General features: G+C 48.4%; 22 protein-coding genes and 2 riboswitches. Of the genes, 17 read left to right on the top strand and 5 right to left on the bottom strand.

What is annotated here, in order from left to right; translation table 11 throughout:
* Window positions 1-22: 22 nt before the first annotated feature.
* A complete protein-coding gene (locus tag BUC22_RS04535; protein ID WP_013380020.1) occupies window positions 23-586 on the bottom strand; it encodes a TetR/AcrR family transcriptional regulator in 564 nt (187 codons plus the stop codon).
* A gap of 227 nt (window positions 587-813) precedes the next feature.
* Window positions 814-1,986 (bottom strand): phosphoribosylaminoimidazolecarboxamide formyltransferase, encoded by a 1,173-nt coding sequence (locus tag BUC22_RS04530; protein ID WP_041690164.1) that lies wholly within the window; start codon window positions 1,984-1,986, stop codon window positions 814-816.
* A 45-nt stretch (window positions 1,987-2,031) separates the two neighbouring features.
* A riboswitch (ZMP/ZTP riboswitch) is annotated at window positions 2,032-2,110 on the bottom strand.
* Window positions 2,111-2,537: 427 nt separating this feature from the next.
* Between BUC22_RS04530 and BUC22_RS04525 the strand changes: the two genes are divergently transcribed.
* The gene (locus tag BUC22_RS04525) at window positions 2,538-3,290 is read left to right on the top strand and encodes a class B sortase (RefSeq protein WP_013380022.1); all 753 of its coding nucleotides are present in this window, start codon (window positions 2,538-2,540) and stop codon (window positions 3,288-3,290) included.
* A gap of 65 nt (window positions 3,291-3,355) precedes the next feature.
* Here BUC22_RS04525 and BUC22_RS04520 read toward each other — a convergent pair whose 3' ends face one another.
* Entirely contained in the window at window positions 3,356-4,294 is a 939-nt protein-coding gene (locus BUC22_RS04520; protein ID WP_013380023.1) for a LysR family transcriptional regulator, read from the bottom strand.
* Window positions 4,295-4,417: 123 nt separating this feature from the next.
* A riboswitch (cobalamin riboswitch) is annotated at window positions 4,418-4,583 on the top strand.
* A 93-nt stretch (window positions 4,584-4,676) separates the two neighbouring features.
* Between BUC22_RS04520 and BUC22_RS04515 the strand changes: the two genes are divergently transcribed.
* From BUC22_RS04515 to BUC22_RS04495, 5 genes are read left to right on the top strand one after another with little or no spacing between them, the layout of a single operon-like run.
* Window positions 4,677-5,534, top strand: coding sequence for a nucleotide-binding protein (locus tag BUC22_RS04515; RefSeq protein WP_123876046.1), 858 nt, complete (start codon window positions 4,677-4,679; stop codon window positions 5,532-5,534).
* Complete coding sequence (locus tag BUC22_RS04510) at window positions 5,515-7,059, top strand: nitrogenase component 1 (protein WP_013380025.1); 1,545 nt, start codon at window positions 5,515-5,517, stop codon at window positions 7,057-7,059. Before BUC22_RS04515 ends, BUC22_RS04510 begins: the two co-directional genes overlap by 20 nt.
* Window positions 7,060-7,081: 22 nt before the next feature.
* Window positions 7,082-8,170, top strand: coding sequence for an ABC transporter substrate-binding protein (locus BUC22_RS04505; protein WP_013380026.1), 1,089 nt, complete (start codon window positions 7,082-7,084; stop codon window positions 8,168-8,170).
* A 19-nt stretch (window positions 8,171-8,189) separates the two neighbouring features.
* Window positions 8,190-9,227: a FecCD family ABC transporter permease gene (locus BUC22_RS04500; RefSeq protein ID WP_013380027.1), complete on the top strand. Its 1,038-nt coding sequence runs from the start codon at window positions 8,190-8,192 to the stop codon at window positions 9,225-9,227.
* The gene (locus BUC22_RS04495) at window positions 9,224-9,997 is read left to right on the top strand and encodes an ABC transporter ATP-binding protein (RefSeq protein WP_013380028.1); all 774 of its coding nucleotides are present in this window, start codon (window positions 9,224-9,226) and stop codon (window positions 9,995-9,997) included. The genes BUC22_RS04500 and BUC22_RS04495 overlap by 4 nt, the downstream gene beginning before the upstream one ends.
* Window positions 9,998-10,066: 69 nt before the next feature.
* Here the strand turns inward: BUC22_RS04495 and BUC22_RS04490 are convergent, their stop codons facing one another.
* Window positions 10,067-10,360 carry an ArsR/SmtB family transcription factor gene (locus BUC22_RS04490; RefSeq protein WP_013380029.1) on the bottom strand — a complete coding sequence of 98 codons (294 nt, stop codon included), beginning with the start codon at window positions 10,358-10,360 and terminating at the stop codon, window positions 10,067-10,069.
* Window positions 10,361-10,555: 195 nt separating this feature from the next.
* Between BUC22_RS04490 and BUC22_RS04485 the strand changes: the two genes are divergently transcribed.
* The 11 genes from BUC22_RS04485 (at window position 10,556) to BUC22_RS04435 (ending at window position 17,886) form a co-directional block, all read left to right on the top strand.
* Window positions 10,556-10,927, top strand: coding sequence for a hypothetical protein (locus BUC22_RS04485; protein WP_337926962.1), 372 nt, complete (start codon window positions 10,556-10,558; stop codon window positions 10,925-10,927).
* Window positions 10,928-10,929: 2 nt separating this feature from the next.
* Window positions 10,930-11,220, top strand: coding sequence for a 4Fe-4S dicluster domain-containing protein (locus tag BUC22_RS04480; RefSeq protein WP_013380031.1), 291 nt, complete (start codon window positions 10,930-10,932; stop codon window positions 11,218-11,220).
* Window positions 11,217-12,065, top strand: coding sequence for a glycine cleavage system protein GcvH (gcvH, locus tag BUC22_RS04475; RefSeq protein WP_013380032.1), 849 nt, complete (start codon window positions 11,217-11,219; stop codon window positions 12,063-12,065). Before BUC22_RS04480 ends, gcvH begins: the two co-directional genes overlap by 4 nt.
* Window positions 12,055-12,456, top strand: a complete 402-nt coding sequence (locus BUC22_RS04470) for a putative zinc-binding protein (protein ID WP_013380033.1) — start codon at window positions 12,055-12,057, stop codon at window positions 12,454-12,456. Before gcvH ends, BUC22_RS04470 begins: the two co-directional genes overlap by 11 nt.
* Window positions 12,457-12,459: 3 nt before the next feature.
* Window positions 12,460-12,858, top strand: a complete 399-nt coding sequence (locus tag BUC22_RS04465) for a putative zinc-binding protein (protein ID WP_013380034.1) — start codon at window positions 12,460-12,462, stop codon at window positions 12,856-12,858.
* 241 nt (window positions 12,859-13,099) lie between these two features.
* The gene (locus BUC22_RS04460) at window positions 13,100-14,035 is read left to right on the top strand and encodes an SIR2 family NAD-dependent protein deacylase (protein WP_013380036.1); all 936 of its coding nucleotides are present in this window, start codon (window positions 13,100-13,102) and stop codon (window positions 14,033-14,035) included.
* Between the two features lie 4 nt (window positions 14,036-14,039).
* Window positions 14,040-14,885 (top strand): transporter substrate-binding domain-containing protein, encoded by an 846-nt coding sequence (locus BUC22_RS04455; RefSeq protein WP_013380037.1) that lies wholly within the window; start codon window positions 14,040-14,042, stop codon window positions 14,883-14,885.
* Window positions 14,886-14,901: 16 nt separating this feature from the next.
* A complete protein-coding gene (locus BUC22_RS04450) occupies window positions 14,902-15,642 on the top strand; it encodes an amino acid ABC transporter permease (RefSeq protein WP_013380038.1) in 741 nt (246 codons plus the stop codon).
* Window positions 15,639-16,352: an amino acid ABC transporter ATP-binding protein gene (locus tag BUC22_RS04445; protein WP_013380039.1), complete on the top strand. Its 714-nt coding sequence runs from the start codon at window positions 15,639-15,641 to the stop codon at window positions 16,350-16,352. Before BUC22_RS04450 ends, BUC22_RS04445 begins: the two co-directional genes overlap by 4 nt.
* 3 nt (window positions 16,353-16,355) lie before the next feature.
* The gene (locus BUC22_RS04440; RefSeq protein WP_013380040.1) at window positions 16,356-17,240 is read left to right on the top strand and encodes an ATP-grasp domain-containing protein; all 885 of its coding nucleotides are present in this window, start codon (window positions 16,356-16,358) and stop codon (window positions 17,238-17,240) included.
* Complete coding sequence (locus BUC22_RS04435; protein ID WP_013380041.1) at window positions 17,215-17,886, top strand: 4Fe-4S binding protein; 672 nt, start codon at window positions 17,215-17,217, stop codon at window positions 17,884-17,886. Before BUC22_RS04440 ends, BUC22_RS04435 begins: the two co-directional genes overlap by 26 nt.
* A gap of 94 nt (window positions 17,887-17,980) precedes the next feature.
* Here BUC22_RS04435 and BUC22_RS04430 read toward each other — a convergent pair whose 3' ends face one another.
* A complete protein-coding gene (locus BUC22_RS04430; protein ID WP_013380042.1) occupies window positions 17,981-18,403 on the bottom strand; it encodes a DUF2000 domain-containing protein in 423 nt (140 codons plus the stop codon).
* Window positions 18,404-18,412: the final 9 nt, after the last annotated feature.

Raw genomic sequence — 18,412 nt, 5'->3', positions numbered from 1 at the left:
AAAGGCGGGGTTAATTGTGGTGTTATTTTAAAATTAAGGTAAGCATCTGCCGTATAAAAAAATTTTTTTCTTTAACAGAGCCAGCGGCATTGTTCGTGACGGCCATCTGTCCGCCCCATATAAAGCGCGATAGCATGTGTGCATCCCTTTTTTCGATTTCTCCGCGCGCCATCAGGCTTTTAATATAGGTTTCAAGATGTGGAAAAATTTCTTTTGACATATATACTTCCAGCTGGGCATGGAAGAGTTCATTTCCGTCTTTATCGAAAAAGTCACGGTATTTATAGTTTTCTGCTTCGTTTTCGGATGTTGTTTCCAATATTTTGATACACTTGGCTAACGATAGCTCGGTCTGTTTAAAAATATCTACAAAGGGCTTGCTGCACGCCCTAGCGTACTGCGTGAGGGCTTCCTGGTACAGCACATGCTTGTTTTGAAAATAGTGATAACACAAACCGGCTACAACACCGGCCTCTTTGGCAATATCCTTCATCGTTGTGGTCTCATAGCCTTTTTCTGCAAAAACACGCATGGCAACATCTAAAATTTCTTGTTTTCGGATATCCGGGTCCTTTGATACTCGCATTTCATCACCTCACATATATGATAGCATAGTGATTGAATAAGTGTCAATGATTGAAATTCAACAAAAGAGAAGCCTTAAGGAATTGTTGGATGACAAAGTGCAGATGAGTTTGGAGAGGATGTTTGAGCGTTTGTGATGGTGCAGAATGCCTAATGCTGTTCTCAGTCAAAAACCATAAAAAGCTGAGCGGCGAGCCCCGAAAAGGTCTCGCTGCTCAGCTTTAAAGTTTAATGGTGGAATAAGCGGACTCCGGTCATGGCCATGGCGATATTGTATTTATCACAGGCTTCAATGACAAGGTCGTCTCTGATCGAGCCACCGGACTGGGCGATACAGGTGACACCGCTTTTGTGCGCGCGTTCAATGTTGTCGCCAAAGGGGAAAAAGGCATCACTTCCAAGCGCGACACCGCTTATCTGGGACAGCCAGGCTTTCTTTTCCTCCCGAGATAAGGGCTCAGGTTTGCTTGTGAAAAACTCTGGCCATACATCATCAGCCAAAATGTCCTCAGCGTCGTCTGATATATAGACATCAATAGCATTGTCCCGGTTAGCCCGCTGCATATTTTCCTTAAAAGGCAGGTTCAGCACTTTTTCGTGGTAACGCAGCGCCCAGTTATCTGCTTTGTTACCTGCCAGGCGGGTGCAGTGGACACGGGACTGCTGCCCGGCGCCGATGCCGATGGCCTGTCCATCCTTGACATAGCAGACGGAATTTGACTGAGTGTATTTTAGAGTGACCAGTGCAATCAGGAGATTGACGCGGTCCGAAGCGCTGAGCGTCTGGTTCTTGGTTGGAATGTTCTGAAACAGGTCCTCGGTGATGGCCTGGTTGTTTCTGGCCTGTTCAAAGGTTATGCCAAAAACATCCTTATATTCCAGTGGAGCGGGCTCATAATCGGCATCGATCTGGAGAATAACATAATTTCCTTTTTTCTTTTCGGATAACAGCGCTAAAGCCTCTTCTGAGAATGAAGGGGCGATGATACCATCGCTGACTTCCATCGAAATATAGCGGGCGCAGGCCGCGTCACATTCGTCGCTCAGGGCGATAAAGTCGCCGTAGCTTGACATACGGTCACTGCCTCTTGCCCGGATATAGGCTGTGGCGGCAGGTGTGAGCTCCGTGTCCTCGACAAAGTACATTTTCTTTTCAATGTCGGTCAGGGGAACATACACAGCGGCGCCGGCAGGGCTGACGTGTTTAAAGCTTGTGGCGCTCGGCAGGCCTGTGGCTTCCTTTAATTCCCTGACGAGCTGCCAGCTGTTAAAGGCATCCAGCAGGTTGATGAAGCCGGGCTTTCCGTTTAGCACCTGAAGGGGAAGCTCACCATCCTTCATAAAAATTCGGGCAGGCTTCTGATTGGGATTGCAGCCATACTTTAATTCCAGTTCTTTCATTTTTTTCATCCTCCATGTCATATAAAAAGAGCCGACAGATCCGGACTCTTTTGCCCAGACGGTCGGCTCTTGATTATTATACTTCATGTGGTTTATTCCACTTCCGTCAGTCGTATAACTATAAAAACTTTATCATACTCTTAATCTGGTGTCAATGCATTTGTCAGTAATCGTATAAAACCTGTCGTGTCAAGTAGCACTCCCTGGCTCTTTTTCCTGACAAAGACAACAGAAGAAGGCCACGGAGCTGGACAATCCAGACGCGCTCTGCCATTTCTGCAGCGCCCGATGCAGGGAACACTGCGGACCGGGGTCTGTTTCACTGGGCAGAAGCGCATCGGCGTATAAGCCCGTGTTTGATTTGAGGCATTTTAGCTTTATTCTTTTTTAAGACAAGCATAAAATCCTTTTTGTTATCATTTAAGTCTTTATCAATTTAGAAAGATTTGATATAATGAATAACCATAAAAGGAGGTGGAAAGCCTTTGGGTTTTAAAACTATGGATGACAAAATATGGGTGCGCAAGGCCCGAAGGCTATAGAGCATAAATATGACAAAAAAGAAAGTAAAGAAAAAAAGAAGCGCAGTGCGCATTGTTGGAGACATCGTCATTATTCTGATCATCCTGTCCCTTTTGGGGGCGGCAGGATGGATGCTTTATAAGGAGTTTTTTCCCAACAATACGCCGATTCTTAAAATGCAGGTTACAAACCGCGAAGATAACAGCATCGACTGGGCGGCGCTGCGTGAGGTGAACCCCGAAACCGTTGGCTGGCTGAGTATTGAAGGGACAAATATTGATACCCCTGTGGTACAGACAACCGATAATGACAAATATCTGTACACCTCATTTAACGGAGAGTCGGATGAAAGGGGCGTGCCCTTTTTAGATATGAATTATAAATGGCAGCCTAAAAGCCAGAACTCTCTGATTTATGGGCACAGCACCATGCGCAGCGGTGTGCACGTCATGTTTGACGATCTGCTTTATTACTATAAAGACCCCAATTTTATCACAGAGCACAATAAAATTGTGTACAGAAGACCGCCAGAGCTGGGCGGTGATGGCGTTTGGGAAATTTTTGCCGTGCTGGTGGTTGAGCAGGATTATGATTACAGACAGTTGGAATTTGCCGACGATGAGAGCTTTCTGAACTATTACCAAAATATAAAGAATCAGAGCATTGTCGCAAGCAATGTGAGTGTACAGCCGGGTGACGAGATCCTCACGCTGTCCACCTGTATCTTTAATGTCGGACTCAATGACGGCCGCTTAGCCGTTATTGCCCGCCGGGTTTCATAAAAAATCGCCTGGCAGAAGATTGCAAAAGCCGTATCCACAGAGATACGGCTTTTTATTTTGCTTTTTCAGTCCCATTTCTCAAAGGCTTTTATTTTTTCAGTCAGGACTTTTATGTATTTTTCGCCGATCGCGCTTAAGCCGTGCTCGTTTCTGAGAATATATCCGGCGTGGAGCCGCTGGTCATTATCCAAAAGACGGATAGCCCTTACTTCGCTCATGTTGGAATGCATACGGTCAGCGTCGCTGTTGGTCAGGTCCGGTCCGATACTGAAACAGTTTGTGCCGCGAACCAGGGCAATTTTGGAGCAGCGGTCAATCACATGGATATTTTTATCCCAGATTTCATTGAACAGGATCTCCTCAGAGAAATGCATCATGCTGTCCTCCCCCTGGTCGTAAGTTACAAAAGGGTATTCCCTGAGCATATCCAGCGTCAGGGAGGTATTGCCGCTCAGAGGGTGTTTTTTCCGCAGGAAAACATAGGTGGTGAGCTGTCCCAGCTCATAAAAGCCCAGATTGCTGGAATCAAGGAGCTTTTGCATGGTATTGAGATAATGCTCGTTGATACACAGGATGCCGAGCTCACTGCGCCTGGACGCCACATCGTGTATGACCTCATGGGTCGGGCACTCGCGGATGGCAATGTCATAATGCCTGAGCTCAAGATCCTCGACAATCTGTATAAAGGACATGACCGAGAAGGGAAGGCGCTGGGTGGAAACGGAAAAGCGCATAGGCAGTGTTTTCCGATGCTTGTACCGCCTTTCAAGGTACTCGCTTTGCTCAACAATATCCTTGGCGTGGTTTAAGAAGTCCTGTCCCTCAAAGGTGACCTCAATGCCACGGTTGTTTCGTTTAAAAATTGAGATGCCGAGCTGCTGCTCGACCTCACGCACTGCGGTGGAGAGCGTTGACTGTGAGACAAAAAGCGACTTGGCGGCAGACGAGATCGAGTGGTGCTTTGCGATCTCGACGATGTATTTCATGTTCTGCATGGAGATCATATTGATACGATTCCTTTCCTCTGTTTTAATTATACTATCAAAAAATACGATAGCTGGCAATCAAAAATTGAGTTAATTGCAGTGGTTGTGAATTATCAGATATCGTGATATAATATAGCAAAATTACATAGAAGACTTGTTGCATGAAAACCGGTGAGAATCCGGTACGGTGCCGCCACTGTAAGGGGGAGCCGCTGTAAGTTTTATCAACACTGGAGAGCAGTCTCTGGGAAGTTGTTACAGCTGGCAATGAACCCAAGTCAGGATACTTCAACATTTCTTGTTTATACCTAACCTAACGGATCATTGGGAGAGGGTGTTGCTTGTGTTGAGGAACTCTTCTGATGAATCGGTCAGAAGAGTTTTTTTAATGGGAGAAATTATGGAAAAAAGCAGTAAAAGAATTGCGTTTTATGGAAAGGGCGGCATTGGAAAGTCGACCATTGCGGCCAATGTATCCGCCGCCTTCGCCAAAATGGGAAAAAGGGTGCTGCACATAGGCTGTGACCCCAAAGCTGATTCAACGCGGTGTCTGATGAAAAAGCGGATTCCCACAGTCATTCAAAGGCTGAATGAAAAAGGGGAACAGGTGACAACTCAGGATATTCTGTTTACGAGTGAGACAGGTGTGGCGTGTGTAGAGGCCGGAGGGCCGGAGGCAGGTATTGGCTGCGCAGGAATGGGGATCGCCACTACTCTGGAGACATTGGAAAAGCTTGGGATATTTGAAGCGGGCTGGGACTTAATCACCTATGATGTGCTGGGCGATGTGGTCTGCGGTGGGTTTTCAATGCCTATGAGAAAAAAGTGTGTGGATCAGGTATATATTGTCACCTCCTCTGAGCTGATGTCGCTTTACGCCGCCAACAATATCATGAAGAGCATTGTCCGGTACTCTGCCGGGACACAGCCGTTGTTTGGAGGACTGATCCACAACCGGGCACGTCCCGGTACGGATCACCAGGTTGTTGAGTGCTTTGGCAGCAAGACAGGCAGCCCGATTACGGCTTCTGTCTGCCAAAGTGACACGCTTCGCCTTGCGGACTATCGGAGGACAACTGTTTTTGAACAGCGAGAGGGTGAGGTGCTTCAAAAAAGCTTTATGGCATTGGCCAAAGCCATAGCCAGCCAGAAAGGGAAGCTATGGCCGAAGCCGCTTTCCGACGCGGATATGGATAACCTGGGTGAGACACTCTATCAGCTTGAGAAGGAGGACCGTCATGGGCGCAGCAGCTGTTGAGAAGGCGCAGCCAGGCATGGGAGATGAAGCGCTGTCCAGACTTCTTTTCCAGACCGAGGGTGTGCGTGTTCTGGCAGTGGGGCCGCCGGCCTGTCTCCGAATTCTTTATTTCAGAGCGATGGAGAAGGAAGCGCTCAGCCGTCTGAGGCTCTGTCCTGTTTCCAGGCTGGAGTACACACTTGGCAGTTATGTACCCAGGGTTCGTAGGATGATTGAGGAGCTTGTCATGACCAGTGGGACAAAAGGGGTGGTGCTTTATGTCTCCTGTCCAGACCTGCTCACACAGACCGATTTTGAGGCCATGATGTCGGAGGCAGATAACCCTCATAATGTGCCGGTCGCTGTTTTCAGGCGAGGCCCCATGGAAAAACGGAAGAGGAAGCCTGTGGAGCGGCTTGAAGAAATACTTCGGGGCTTTGAGACGGCTCGGGAAAACCACTGGGTTGGAAAGGATGCGTGCCTTTGTCCACCGCCGCCTCTGGCAGCAGATTACAGCGGTGCGATGACGGCTTTTGAAAAGGACCGCGCCCTCTGTACCTGCCTGGTAACAGGCTCAGGCTGTGCCTCCTGCCCCAGATCCATTGACAGTTTCAGCGGGAAGCCCTTCTGGTATTCAAAGATGAATGACCTTCAGATAACATTGGGTGCGGCTGAGAGCATTGAGAAGGGCATCGGGGCTGTCATGCAGGAAGAAAAAAGGCGCTCGGCGTTCATTGTCGGCACGCCGCTGACTGCCATGACAGGTATTGATGACAGTTCTTTCCCAGTGCTGAAGGAAAAAATATTCATACAGACCGACGGGTTTCAAGATGCCCTTGACGGCACCCGGCAAGCACTGTCTACCGTTTCAAGACAGGAGATGCGGCGCTGTGAATACACCGAAAAGCGCATTAATCTTGTGGGATATACGCCCTTTCTTTTTGGAAACCAGCGGCAATTTGAGACGATTGCGCACGATCTGGAGCGATTGGGCTATGCTGTTTACTGGCTGGGAGGCGGAACGCTCGCGGACTTTAGAGACGCGCCAAAAGCAAAGGCCAACTGGGTTATCTCAGAAGCAGGCCTTGATCTGGCAAAATGGATGGAAAAGCAGTATGGTACGCCGTGGTTTTATCAGATGCCTGTCAGCGTAAGCGGCGTCCGGACAGCTTATCAATACCTGGAAAGCATAACCGGGGACGCTGTGTTTCAGGGCTGCACCGAAGATCCGGCGCCTTCAGAGCAGCCGGTAAGAACCGCTGTGATGATCGGCAGCCATGAACTGAACCGCCAGGTAAGTGTGGCCCTGAGAAATGAATTTATTGTTGAGTGCACCATAGTTGAGGCTCGTTCTTTTGGGTGGCCTTTGGATAGAGAAACGGATTATGTCATCGCAGATCCGCTGTATTTTCAGTATCTTCCTGAAGGTGCAGCGCTCAGGGTTCCCTTACCCTTTCCGGCACTTAGCGGAAACCGTTATGTGAAACGGGACTATTGTATCATTGGCCGAAAAGGACACCAGTATTTAAAACAGTTTTTTATGTAATCTAAAAATAAAGGAGTTTAAAATGAAAAAAAAATGGTTAAAAGCAGCAGGCCTGTGCCTGGCTGTCAGTTTGATTTTTGGAGGCTGCGCCAGCAGCGGAAATACCGCAGAAAATGCAGACAAAGTGGAGGCGCATGTCATAACCGATGAGGGCGGTAATCAGGTAGAGCTGCCGGAAAAGATCACCAAGGTGGCCATTACCCCGATTCCGTGGGCATCGGCAGTGTGGACGATTGACGGGGGAAGCGACCGGATTGTGTCCATTAACCCCAGCGCGATGGCCCAGTATAAAAAGAGCTTTATGACTAAGCTGGCGCCGGAATTTGCGGATATTTCCACAGGAGAAATCTCTCAGGATTTTTCCATTAACATCGAAGAGCTTATGAAGCTTTCACCAGAGGTGGCATTTATCTGGAATGACCAGGAGGCTGAGGCCGAAAAGCTGAAGGCTGTTGGCATTACCCCTGTGATGCTGAACTACGCCGAAAACCTTGAGAACCTCAAAAAAGATTTAACACTGGTGGGCAGGGTTCTGAACAAGGAGGATTTTACCCAGGAGCTCATTGATTACCACAATGATACCGAGACATACTTTATTAACAAAAAAGATCAAGTTGCCGCGGCAGACCAAAAGAGCGTTCTCTATCTGCAGAATAAAAAGCTGAGCGTCGCAGGGTCCAAAAATATTAACAACTACCTCCTTGAACTGACAGGTGGGCGCAATGTTGCCGCCGGCTTAGAGAAAAAGTGGGCAGAGGTTAATATGGAGCAGATCATGGAATGGAACCCTGAGATCATCTACCTCTCAAATTTTGACGACACCATGCCAGAGGATTTATATGAAAATAAAATTGAAGGCCAGGACTGGAGTAATATTGACGCAGTCAAAAACCACCGTGTTTACAAAACCCCGGTAGGGACTCTGCGCTGGGATGCCCCATGTGTGGAAACACCGCTGATGCTTAAGTGGATGGGCAGCATCCAGCAGCCTGAAATCTTTTCGGATTATGATATCCGGAGCGACATTAAAGATTTCTACAAGAAGTTTTTTAATCACGATTTAGCCGAAGAAGAGATCGACACCATTTATAATGTGAAAGCAAACCAGTAAAGCTTGAAGAGGAGAGAATATGGATACAGCGGGACTTAAAAAGAAAATCAACCAGAAATACGATGCTGTTTTCGCTGGACTGATCCTCGTTTTGATTTTGGCCGGGATTCTGGCCTTGTGCCTGGGGCGTTACTGGATACCCTTTCCCGATGTGGTTAAAGTGCTTTTATCCAGAGTTTTTCCGGTTTCGGGAAGCTGGGACGCCAATACAGAGAGCGTGGTCATGACCCTTCGTCTGCCGCGTGTAGCGGCAGCGGTACTGGTTGGCGGCTCTCTGGCTTTATCTGGCGCGGTTTATCAGGGCGTTTTTCAAAATCCTCTGGTGGCGCCGGATTTGCTGGGGGTATCCTCTGGGGCCTGTATTGGCGCGGCCCTTGCCATTCTTTTCAGTGTCGGTACCTTTGGTGTGCAGGTTGGCGCTTTTATCGGGGGCATTATCGCAGTCATGATCACAACCGCCATCCCCAGAGTCATCAAAAACAATTCCAATATGATGCTGGTGCTGGCTGGTATCATTGTTACAGGGCTTATGAACTCCATTATGGGGATCATCAAGTATATTGCTGACCCCGAGACGCAGCTGGCAGAGATTACCTACTGGCAGATGGGCAGCATTGCAAAGGTACTGCCAAACAGTCTTCTGATGATCTGCCCTGCGGTGCTTATCTCCACAGTGGTATTGATGGCAATGCGATGGCGGATTAACGTGCTGTCCCTCGGAGAGACAGAGGCCAAAAGTCTTGGGATCACCATCAAAACAACACGGATGATCGTGATTGTCTGCGCGACACTGCTGACAGCCTGCTCCGTCTGTATCTGTGGGACCATCGGCTGGGTCGGGCTGGTTGTGCCGCATCTCGGCAGGCTTTTGGTAGGGCCAGATAATATGAAACTGCTGCCAGTCTCTTTTGTAGTCGGCGGGATTTTTCTGCTGGTGGTGGATACCATTGCCCGGACACTCACAAGCGCCGAGCTGCCCCTGAGCATTTTAACCGGACTGATCGGCGCGCCCTTTTATTTTTATCTGCTTAAGAAGCAAAGGATGAACCTCTCATGAAGCTGGAAGTCAATAATCTTAGTTTTAAATATTTAAACAGCCGCGTTATCTTTGATCAGGTGAATTTCGAACTTGAAAAAGGTCAGATATTATCTGTTTTAGGGCCAAACGGAGCGGGAAAATCGACATTGCTGAACTGCATTGGAAATCTAATGACACCGCAGAAGGGAAAAATTCGGCTGAACGGGGAAGCCGTCGATAAAATGCCGCCCAAAAAAGTGGCACAGAGAATTGGCTATGTGCCGCAAATTCATATTCCCACCTACGAGTACACCGTCAGAGAGTTTGTAGTCATGGGGCGCACCCCTTATCTGGGAAAAATGCGTTCACCGGGCGACGCCGACTACGAGCAGGTGGAGCGGGCGCTGGATATGGTAGGCATAAAGCATCTTATTGAAAAGCCCTATACACAGATCAGCGGCGGAGAGAGACAGCTTGTAACCATTGCCAGAGCCATTGTGCAGGAGCCGGATTTTATCCTTCTGGATGAGCCGACAGCCCATCTGGACTTTGGCAACCAGATTAAGACCATGCGCCTTGTCAAAAAATTGGCTGAAAATGGATTTGGTATTATCATGACAACGCACAATCCCGACCAGGTGTTTTATACCGGTGGTTTTGTTGCCTTGTTAGACCGGCAGGGAAAACTGCACTGCGGAGTGCCTGAGGATATCCTCACAGAGCCAGCTCTCACACAACTCTATCAGGAAAGAGTCTGTGTGTTTTATTCGGATGAGCTGAAACGCCAGGTGTGTATATCGGGGATTTAATGGATGAAAAAATGTAAATTAAAAAAACGCGGCGGATACCCAGTGACAGGTACCCGCTGCGTTTTTTATTTATTTAAACTGGCTCAGATATTCCCGGCCCATGGCTTCTGCCGCAGCAATGAGGGCAGCGGCGCTTTTTAAAGCGACATGGTAGTGTGTCTGGACGCCAACCTTTTCACTCTCAATGATGCCAGCTTCCTTCAGTATTTTCAGGTGTTGGGAAAGATTGGGCTGGCTGAACTCAAGGTTCTCTTTCAGCTCACAGACACAGTGGGGCTTGTCCAGTAAAAATTTAACGATTTTTAAGCGGATGGGGTGGCCCATCGCTTTTAATATTTTGACGGATAACGCTTCAATATCCATATTAAGCCTCTTTTCTATAATAATATAATTGATCTATTATATAATGATTATATAGGATGTATGGTTAAAAAACAAGAGACCTAGCGGATTAATAAAAAGGAATTGACAAATTCCCGATATAAAATGCCTTGACTTTCCCCTGAAAACGTAATATTATAAATATATAATTAAATAATTATATAAAGAGGTGCTAATGTGAATGGAGAATTGCCGGGTTTTATAATGTGTGTGTGTACGGGAAAATGTCCGGGATTTCAGGCGATGGATATATGGGATTTTATCAATCAGGTGCGTGTGGAGCTGCCTGTGGAGTATGCCGTCATTCATCCGCAGCTGTGTGAGGAGGATGGGGACCGTTTTTGGGCAGATTTTTTAAAAACACATCGAAAACTTATAATTGGCGCCTGTGCGCCGAATATGCAGCGAAAAATGTTTAAGGATGCCTTTAGGGAGGCTGGGATGGATATTGAAAAGGATGCGGTTATGCTGGATATCCGGGATATGACAAACGAGCAGGCTTTTGAAAAGCTTGAAAAAGCCCTTGAAGCTATGGGACTGGAGGTTTAAGTATGAGTGACACAACATTTATGGGCGTGGAAAGAAACCGGATTGACTGGTTCCCCCGCATTGATTACAGCAAATGCAGCGATTGTATGGACTGCGTGGATTTCTGTCCGCACCGGGTATTTGAAGTGCAGGAGGGCAGCGTGCACCAGCTGGTGGTAAAAAATCCGGTAAACTGCGTGGTTTTTTGCCGTGCCTGCGGAAAGACCTGCGGTCCGGAGGCCATCACATTTCCAGATAAAGCAGCGACAACCCAGGCCATCAAAGCAATGCGGAGAGAGGATAAAAAATCATGAAGAAGGATTTTTGCGTGCTTCCCTGTAACGGGCTGGATAAATTCGTGGGCTCGCTGACCCGCGAAGTCGCCCTTAAGCTTTTGGAAAATGGCGATCATGAGATGATCTGTCCGGTGCTGTACCACACCGCAGAGAAACAATACAGGAAGGCACTGGCTGAAAAGCCGCTGCTGGTCATTGACGGCTGTAATACGAAATGTGCCAGCAAACTGGCTGCCGAAAAAAATTTAAAGGTATCTGAACGGATCAATGTGAGTGAGAGCGCCAGGGAAAGGGGCTTTCCATTAATCGATTATCTGGAAATGGATGAATCCGTTGAAGACTTTGTAAATGCCCTCGCCGACGGTTTTGAGACAAAGCCCGACGAGGGTGAAGCCTCTGTCTTTGAGATGCCAAATCCCATCCATTACAGGTCCTTTTCCAAGGGGAAATTTATTTTCAAAGTCCCTGAGAGCGATTATTACTTCAATGAGAATGACTGCTGGGCTCTTGTGAAAAATGGCATTGCCCGTGTAGGTATAACAGATTTTGTCCAGCAGAACCTGTCCGATATTTTGTTTGTAGATTTTCCAGAGGTTGGACGGGAGCTTGCTCAGTTTGACGATGTGGGCTCAGTAGAATCCGGGAAATCAATTTTTGAGCTGGTTTCACCGGTCAGCGGTGTGGTTACAGCCATCAATACAGCCCTGGAGGAAGCCCCTGAGCTTGTCAACGAAAGCCCTTATGAAGCGGGCTGGATCGCGGAGATAAGGCTGGAGCAATGGGAGGAGGACACCGAAATGCTTATCCGTGATGAGGCGTATTATGAAATCATGAAGAGGAAGGTGGAAGAAATTGAAATCTAAGGTAAAGGTTATTCCATGCAGCGGTATTGGAAAGGTGCTTGGGCTGATTGCCCGTGAATCAGCCTTGAGGGTGACGGGTGAGCTGCTGCCCGAGACAACCGAGAGCCTGTGCCTGGCCCACATTGTCACCGGCGATGATGAAATTGTCGCGAAAATAGAAGGGCAGCCCTGTATCACCATCGACGGCTGTGCCAAATGCTGCGCGCAGAAAAGTGTGGAGGCCGCGGGAGGAAACATCTGTAATAAGCACCGTGTGATTGATTTTATGAAACCGCACCGGGGCGAGGAACATGGCAACGGAACCCGTCTGACAGAGGACGGCTGGAAATTCGCTGATGAGCTGGCCGAAGTTATGGCAGAAGAAGCAAAAGCAGTGCTGGAAGGAGAGTAGGCAATGGGCGAACAGAATATTGGGATTATCGCGTGCAGTGGTGAGGAATGTCTGGGCGGAACCCTTTCACGGCTGGCAGTCCGCAAGATGATGGAGGAGCTGAGGCCTGGAGAAGTCAGCACCCTGTGCCTGCCCCTGTTCATCGCAGGCGGCGAGCAGGAACGGGCCTTTGCCCAGAACCATCCAACTATATCAGTGGATGGCTGCAGCCTGTGCTGTGCCAGACGCGCCATTGAAAAATACAGCGGTCCGGTATCAGGAATGGTCGATGTGGAGACGCTTCTGGAAAAAAAGACAGCGCTGAAGGACAGCGTGGTTTCGACAAAAAACTTAACACCTGAGCAGTTTAAGCTTGTGGACGTGGTAGCAAAAGAAATTGTCCGGATTTTTGACACGCTGTGAGAATGTACGGTACTCTGGGCAAAAGGCCTTTCATGATTGGATGAGGATCATGAAAGGCCTTTTTTTAATGGCGCTTTTCAAGAAGAGTCTTAAGGAAAGTTTAAAGTAAAAAGCCTGTAAAATCCCAATAGTTTCCATTTGGAAACTACCCCACAATATTGTGCCTTCTTCACAGCTGGCACGCGCTGTTTTATGATAGAAGTGTGAAAAAAATCATGAACCACGAATCGAGGTGAGCCGGTTGTCTTTTAAAAATATGATGACAAAAGAAGACGGTATAGGCCGAAAGATCCGCTGGCTGAAAAAAGCCATTGAAACAGCGGAGGCGGTATTGATCGGCGCTGGGGCCGGCTTGTCGTCCTCCGCGGGCATGACCTATTCTGGTGATCGCTTTAAATGGCTTTTTCCGGATTTTATCAGGGCTTACCATTTTCCGGATATGTATTCGGCAGGCTTTTATCCCTACGACACGCCGGAGGAGCACTGGGGCTACTGGAGCCGGTATATCTACCATAACCGCTACGAAGAGAATGACCGCAAGCCCTATGAAATACTCCTTGGGCTTGTCGGACATAAGGATTATTTTGTGCTTACGACCAATGTTGACCATCAGTTCCAGCTGTCAGGCTTTGATAAGAAAAGGCTGTTTTATACGCAGGGGGACTATGGTCTGTGGCAGTGTTCAAGGCCCTGCTGTGATAAAACATGGGACAATGAGGCCGCAGTCAGGAGAATGGTCACATCGCAGAAGGACCGGCGGATTCCATCAGCATTTTTACCGCATTGCCCGGTATGCGGCGCGCCGATGACAATGAATCTCCGCTGCGACAATAACTTTGTCCAGGATGAGGGCTGGTATGCGGCGCACAGCCGATATGAGGATTTCTTCCGCCGACATAAAAGCTCGAGGCTTTTGCTTTTGGAGCTCGGGGTAGGCGGAAAGACACCGGTGATCATTAAATATCCATTTTGGCAGATGACTGCTGAAAATCCAAGGGCCGCTTTCGCTTGTATCAATCTGGGAGAGGCAGTATGTCCACAGGATATTGCGAAGCAGTCTGTCTGTATCGACGGTGATATTGGGAAGGTGCTCCTGGAGCTCAAAAACGACAGGGGGAGTGACGCTGAGGCTGTAGCGTCTCTAGCGTGCTCAGAGAATAAAAAAAGTAAGGAGTAAGACAATGAAAAAGATAACAGGTGTGTTTGTGAGTATTTTGATGGCGGTTTTGATTTTGGCCGGCTGTTCCGGCCAGGGAGGCAGCGCCCAGAGCGGAGAAGCTCCGCTTAAGGTTGCCATGGACCTGAAATTTCCGCCTTTTACAGAGATGGATGAAAATGGCAATCCCAAAGGGATCGAGGTGGATATCGCCAAAGCCTTTGGCGATTACCTCGGACGAGAGGTCGAGATAATCAATACAGATTTTTCCATGCTTATTCCAGCGCTGGAAACAGGAGAAGCTGACATTATCATCTGTGACATGACAGTCAATGAGGAGCGAAAAGAAGTGGTTGATTTTTCAGAGCCTTATCTGTATGGGCGGACTCTGGCGCTGGTGGGCAAAGATTTTGCTGTACGGAACAATGTTACAGATGAAATGAAGCCAGAGGACTTCTTTGCCATTAAGGACGCCAGATATGTCGGGCTGGCAGGCACGATCTCCGTGTCGGTTCCCCAGAGCTATGGTATCCCGGTTGAGGAGATCACAGATGTGGCCAGCGGTTTAATGGAGATAAACAACGGAACCGCAGATGTGTTTGTGGGAGCAAACACGATCATCGGTAATCATGATGCTTATCCGGATACCACAGAAATTTACTGGGGCATTAAAGAATACAGCCAGTCCGCAATGGCGGTTAAAAAGGGCAATACCGAGCTGCTGGACCAGGCCAACGCTTTTGTAAAAACCATGTATGAGGACGGCGGATTCTACAAGACAGCCGGCGATAAATACGATGAGGCGATCCATAATTATTTGAAGGATGACAGCCTTGGCCTTGATTTTATCATTTATCCGCCAAAGCAATAGGAAGGACGTGCGGATTATGGTAAGAAAGTACAGCAGGCCGCTTCAATACCTGGCGGCAGGCGTTCTGTTTTTTCTTTTGATCCTTTATGTTCTGGGCCATACCACCGATCACCCGCGGTACCACCTGATTCTTGACCAGTGGCCTTTACTTCTGAGCGGCGTAGGCTATACGCTGCTGGTAAGCGCCATCACCCTGGTTCTGAGCGCTGTGCTTGGATTTGTTATTTACCTGATGATGAAAAGCCGCATTCCTTTTATCAAAGGGATCGCGGTTGTTTTCAGAGAGATCATCATGGGAACGCCGCTCTTAGTTATGGTTTTTCTGGCGGTCTATGTGCTGGGAGAGGCCGTGCATATAAACAACAAGTTTGTACTTGGCATTGCGGCCTTAACCCTGTACACAGCCCCCTATGTGGCCAACTCCTACCAGAGCGCAGCGGAGGTGATTGATGAGGACCAGTATGTGGTTATGCAGCTCTACCATTTCACAGGTTTTCAGAAGTATTTTTATGTGATTCTGCCTCAGATGGTAAAGCCTCTGCTGCCGGCGTTCATCAATCACCTCTCAGGGATCATTAAGGGTTCTGCGCTGCTGAAGGTCGTTTCCTTTCCGGAAATCGCCTATGTGATCACCGTGATCGCAGCCAAAAACTGGGCTTCGGTAGAGGGCTATCTGGTAATGTGGATCGCGTATCTGGCTGTGACAATCCCGCTGTCGCTTTTGGCTCAGGTTATTGGAAGGAGGCTTTCACAGTGAGAATAGAGCTGCAACAGGTTACAAAGAAGTATGACACCTGTGTATTAAAAAATTTGAATCTTCTAATTGAAGATAAAAAGGCCGTTGGTATTATGGGCGCTTCGGGCTGCGGCAAATCAACCCTGCTGCGCCAGCTGGCAGGGATCGAGTTTCCAGAGGAGGGAACCATCAAGGTGAATGATACAGTGGTTAACCGGGAAACCGTTCAGGCATACCAGCGGGAGATCGGTGTTGTGTTTCAAAAGCACAGCCTTTTTCCCCATCTGACCCTCAGGAAAAATATTCTGCTGATCCTTGAAACGATTAAGCGTGTGAGCCCAGATGCGGCTGAGCTTAAGGCCAGCGGGCTCCTTGACCAGTTTCATCTCACGGAGCAGGCTGATAAGCTGCCCCGCCATGTGTCCGGTGGCCAGGCCCAGAGGGCGTCCATTGCCAGAGCGCTGTGCACAGAGCCAGAGCTTCTGTTTCTGGATGAACCAACAGCAGCCCTTGACCCGATTCTGACTGGCGAGGTTCTGGAGGCCATCACTGAGCTTAAGCATCTGGGAAAAGACTGTATTTTTGTCACGCATGAGATTGACTTTCTCAAAAAGTTTGCCGACTATTTTGTGTTCATGGACGAGGGAGAAATCGTTGAGCATGGGCCGGCAGGGCTGCTTGAGTCGCCTGAGACAAAGAAGCTGGCTGCATTTCTGAGAAGGGAGGAATAGAAAATGGTTGGGATTTTATACGAGTCAGAGGAATGGTCAAGCTATAAGCTCCTTGAAGAAATCCAGTCCTTTGGAATTGAGGCCTGTCTCATCAGCCTTGAAGAGGACCATGCCTTTGATCGGGTTAACGGCTGTGATCTGCTTGTCAGCCGGATATTTGCCAGCGCGCAGTTCAGAGGGCATCACAAATCGCTTGAGCGCATGCCGGGGGTTATAAAGCAGGCAGAGCGTAAAGGTATTCCGATACTCAATTCGCCCAGGGCGCATTTTTATGAAACCAGCAAAGCCCTCAGTACAGCCCTTCTCAGGGAGAAGGGCATCGCGGTTCCAGAGGTCTACGGCGTGTTTCTGCCCGATGAGATTGACCTGGGAAGCCTCCGGTATCCCTGCGTCATCAAGCCAGACTGCGGAGGAAGGACCAACTGCACAGCCATCATCAGCGAGGCCGAAACGATGGCAGAGACTCTGTCGGAGATGCCGGCGATCAGCATGATTGCGGAGGAATACATCCGTCCTGTTTATGGTTATATCACACGGGTCGAGGTGATTGGCGGAGAATGCCGTCTCATTTTAAAGCGCAGTGTGACATCGGATGGATTGTCAGCCTATCACCTGGGCTCTGTCTACGCCCACTATGCAGACTGCCCCGAAAAGCTCAGGCAGACAGCCGTAAGGGCAATGGCGCTTCTGGACATTGAGTTCGGCAGCCTTGATATTATTGAAACAGAAAGGGATTTTTATATTATTGATGTGAACGCTGTCTCCAACGCGTCAGAGGACAATACCGAGATGTTTGGTTTTGACCTGATGAGGGAGACCGCAGCTTATATTGCAGGACGTTTTAGAGAAATGGAGAAAAGAAATGATGACGATAAAAGAAATATATGAAAATTTTGATCAGATTGGCTGTGTGACTTTTTCAACCCTGGCGGAGAACGGTTATGTGGAATCGCGGATCGCCCATTTTTTCGCCTTTGATGAAGACGGGCTGTACTTTCGAACCATGGACGTTAAGCCGTTTTACAGAGAGCTGAAGCAGACGGGCAAGGTCAGTGTGTGTGGCATGTACCCCAGCAGTCAGGTGAGCCATGATGAAAACAATCTGCCCTCCTTTGTGCCGGGCTATACCATGCGGATCACCGGGGACGTGCGGGAGCTCACAATGGATGAGGTGGAGGAAAAGGCCAGGGGAAGCCGGGATTTTAACGTGGCGGTCTATGACATCCAAAAATATCCCAGGACACGCATTTTTGTGCTCTATCGGGCCTGGGGAGAACGCTATGACTTTGATTACGCAAAAGAAAAGCGGGATCATAAGCTGGAGCGTGCGCGTTTTGCCTATGGCGGCATGTCCTTTGAAAAGCCCGGCCTGACCATAACAGACGCCTGCATCTCCTGTGGAAAATGCACGGAACTCTGTTATTTTGACGCCGTTGAGGAAGGTGAACCCTATAAAATTAACGGAAACCGGTGCGATGAGTGCGGCAACTGCTATCACCACTGCCCAGTAAACGCCATTATTAAAAAATGGTAAATGACTGAAGATCCGCTTTATTGATGCGGGTTTAAAAGTGAGCTTTCAAATAATGACCCTTTGGACAGGCTTCTCATCCATAGGGCCATTATATTTATCTTAAAAGCGGCATGCTGCCAGTAAGCTTATTCACTTTCTTTTTGGAGCCGCAGATGGCAACGCCCATATACTGAAGATCAGCCTCCGGCGCGCCTGCCATGAGGTCAATAAATTCCTCGTAATCATTACAGCCCTGCGCTAAATCTGAAAAATCCACAACGGTCACATCGCTGAAATCGGATGTGTAGAGCCTTTGGCGGATTTCCCGGATGCTGTCTTTAGTTCCCTTCAAAACAGGAATGGGGAAGGCGATAATGCCGAGGTGCACGTTTCCATTTTGGTCTGTTACATCACAGCCCACAATGTCCGGCCTTTTTTTACCGAGCGTAATACCCAGGATAGCGGCGGTATTGGCGATGATGCCAAGGGGAAGCGCTTCATCAATAATCATGACACTTTTTTCATTTTCCAAGTTCATTTTCAGTCT

This window comes from Eubacterium callanderi, from assembly GCF_900142645.1.
In the GTDB taxonomy this organism is placed as follows: Bacteria; Bacillota; Clostridia; order Eubacteriales; family Eubacteriaceae; genus Eubacterium; species Eubacterium callanderi.
Note: the sequence above shows the minus strand (reverse complement) of the source record. Positions and strands in the feature narration are given on the sequence as shown.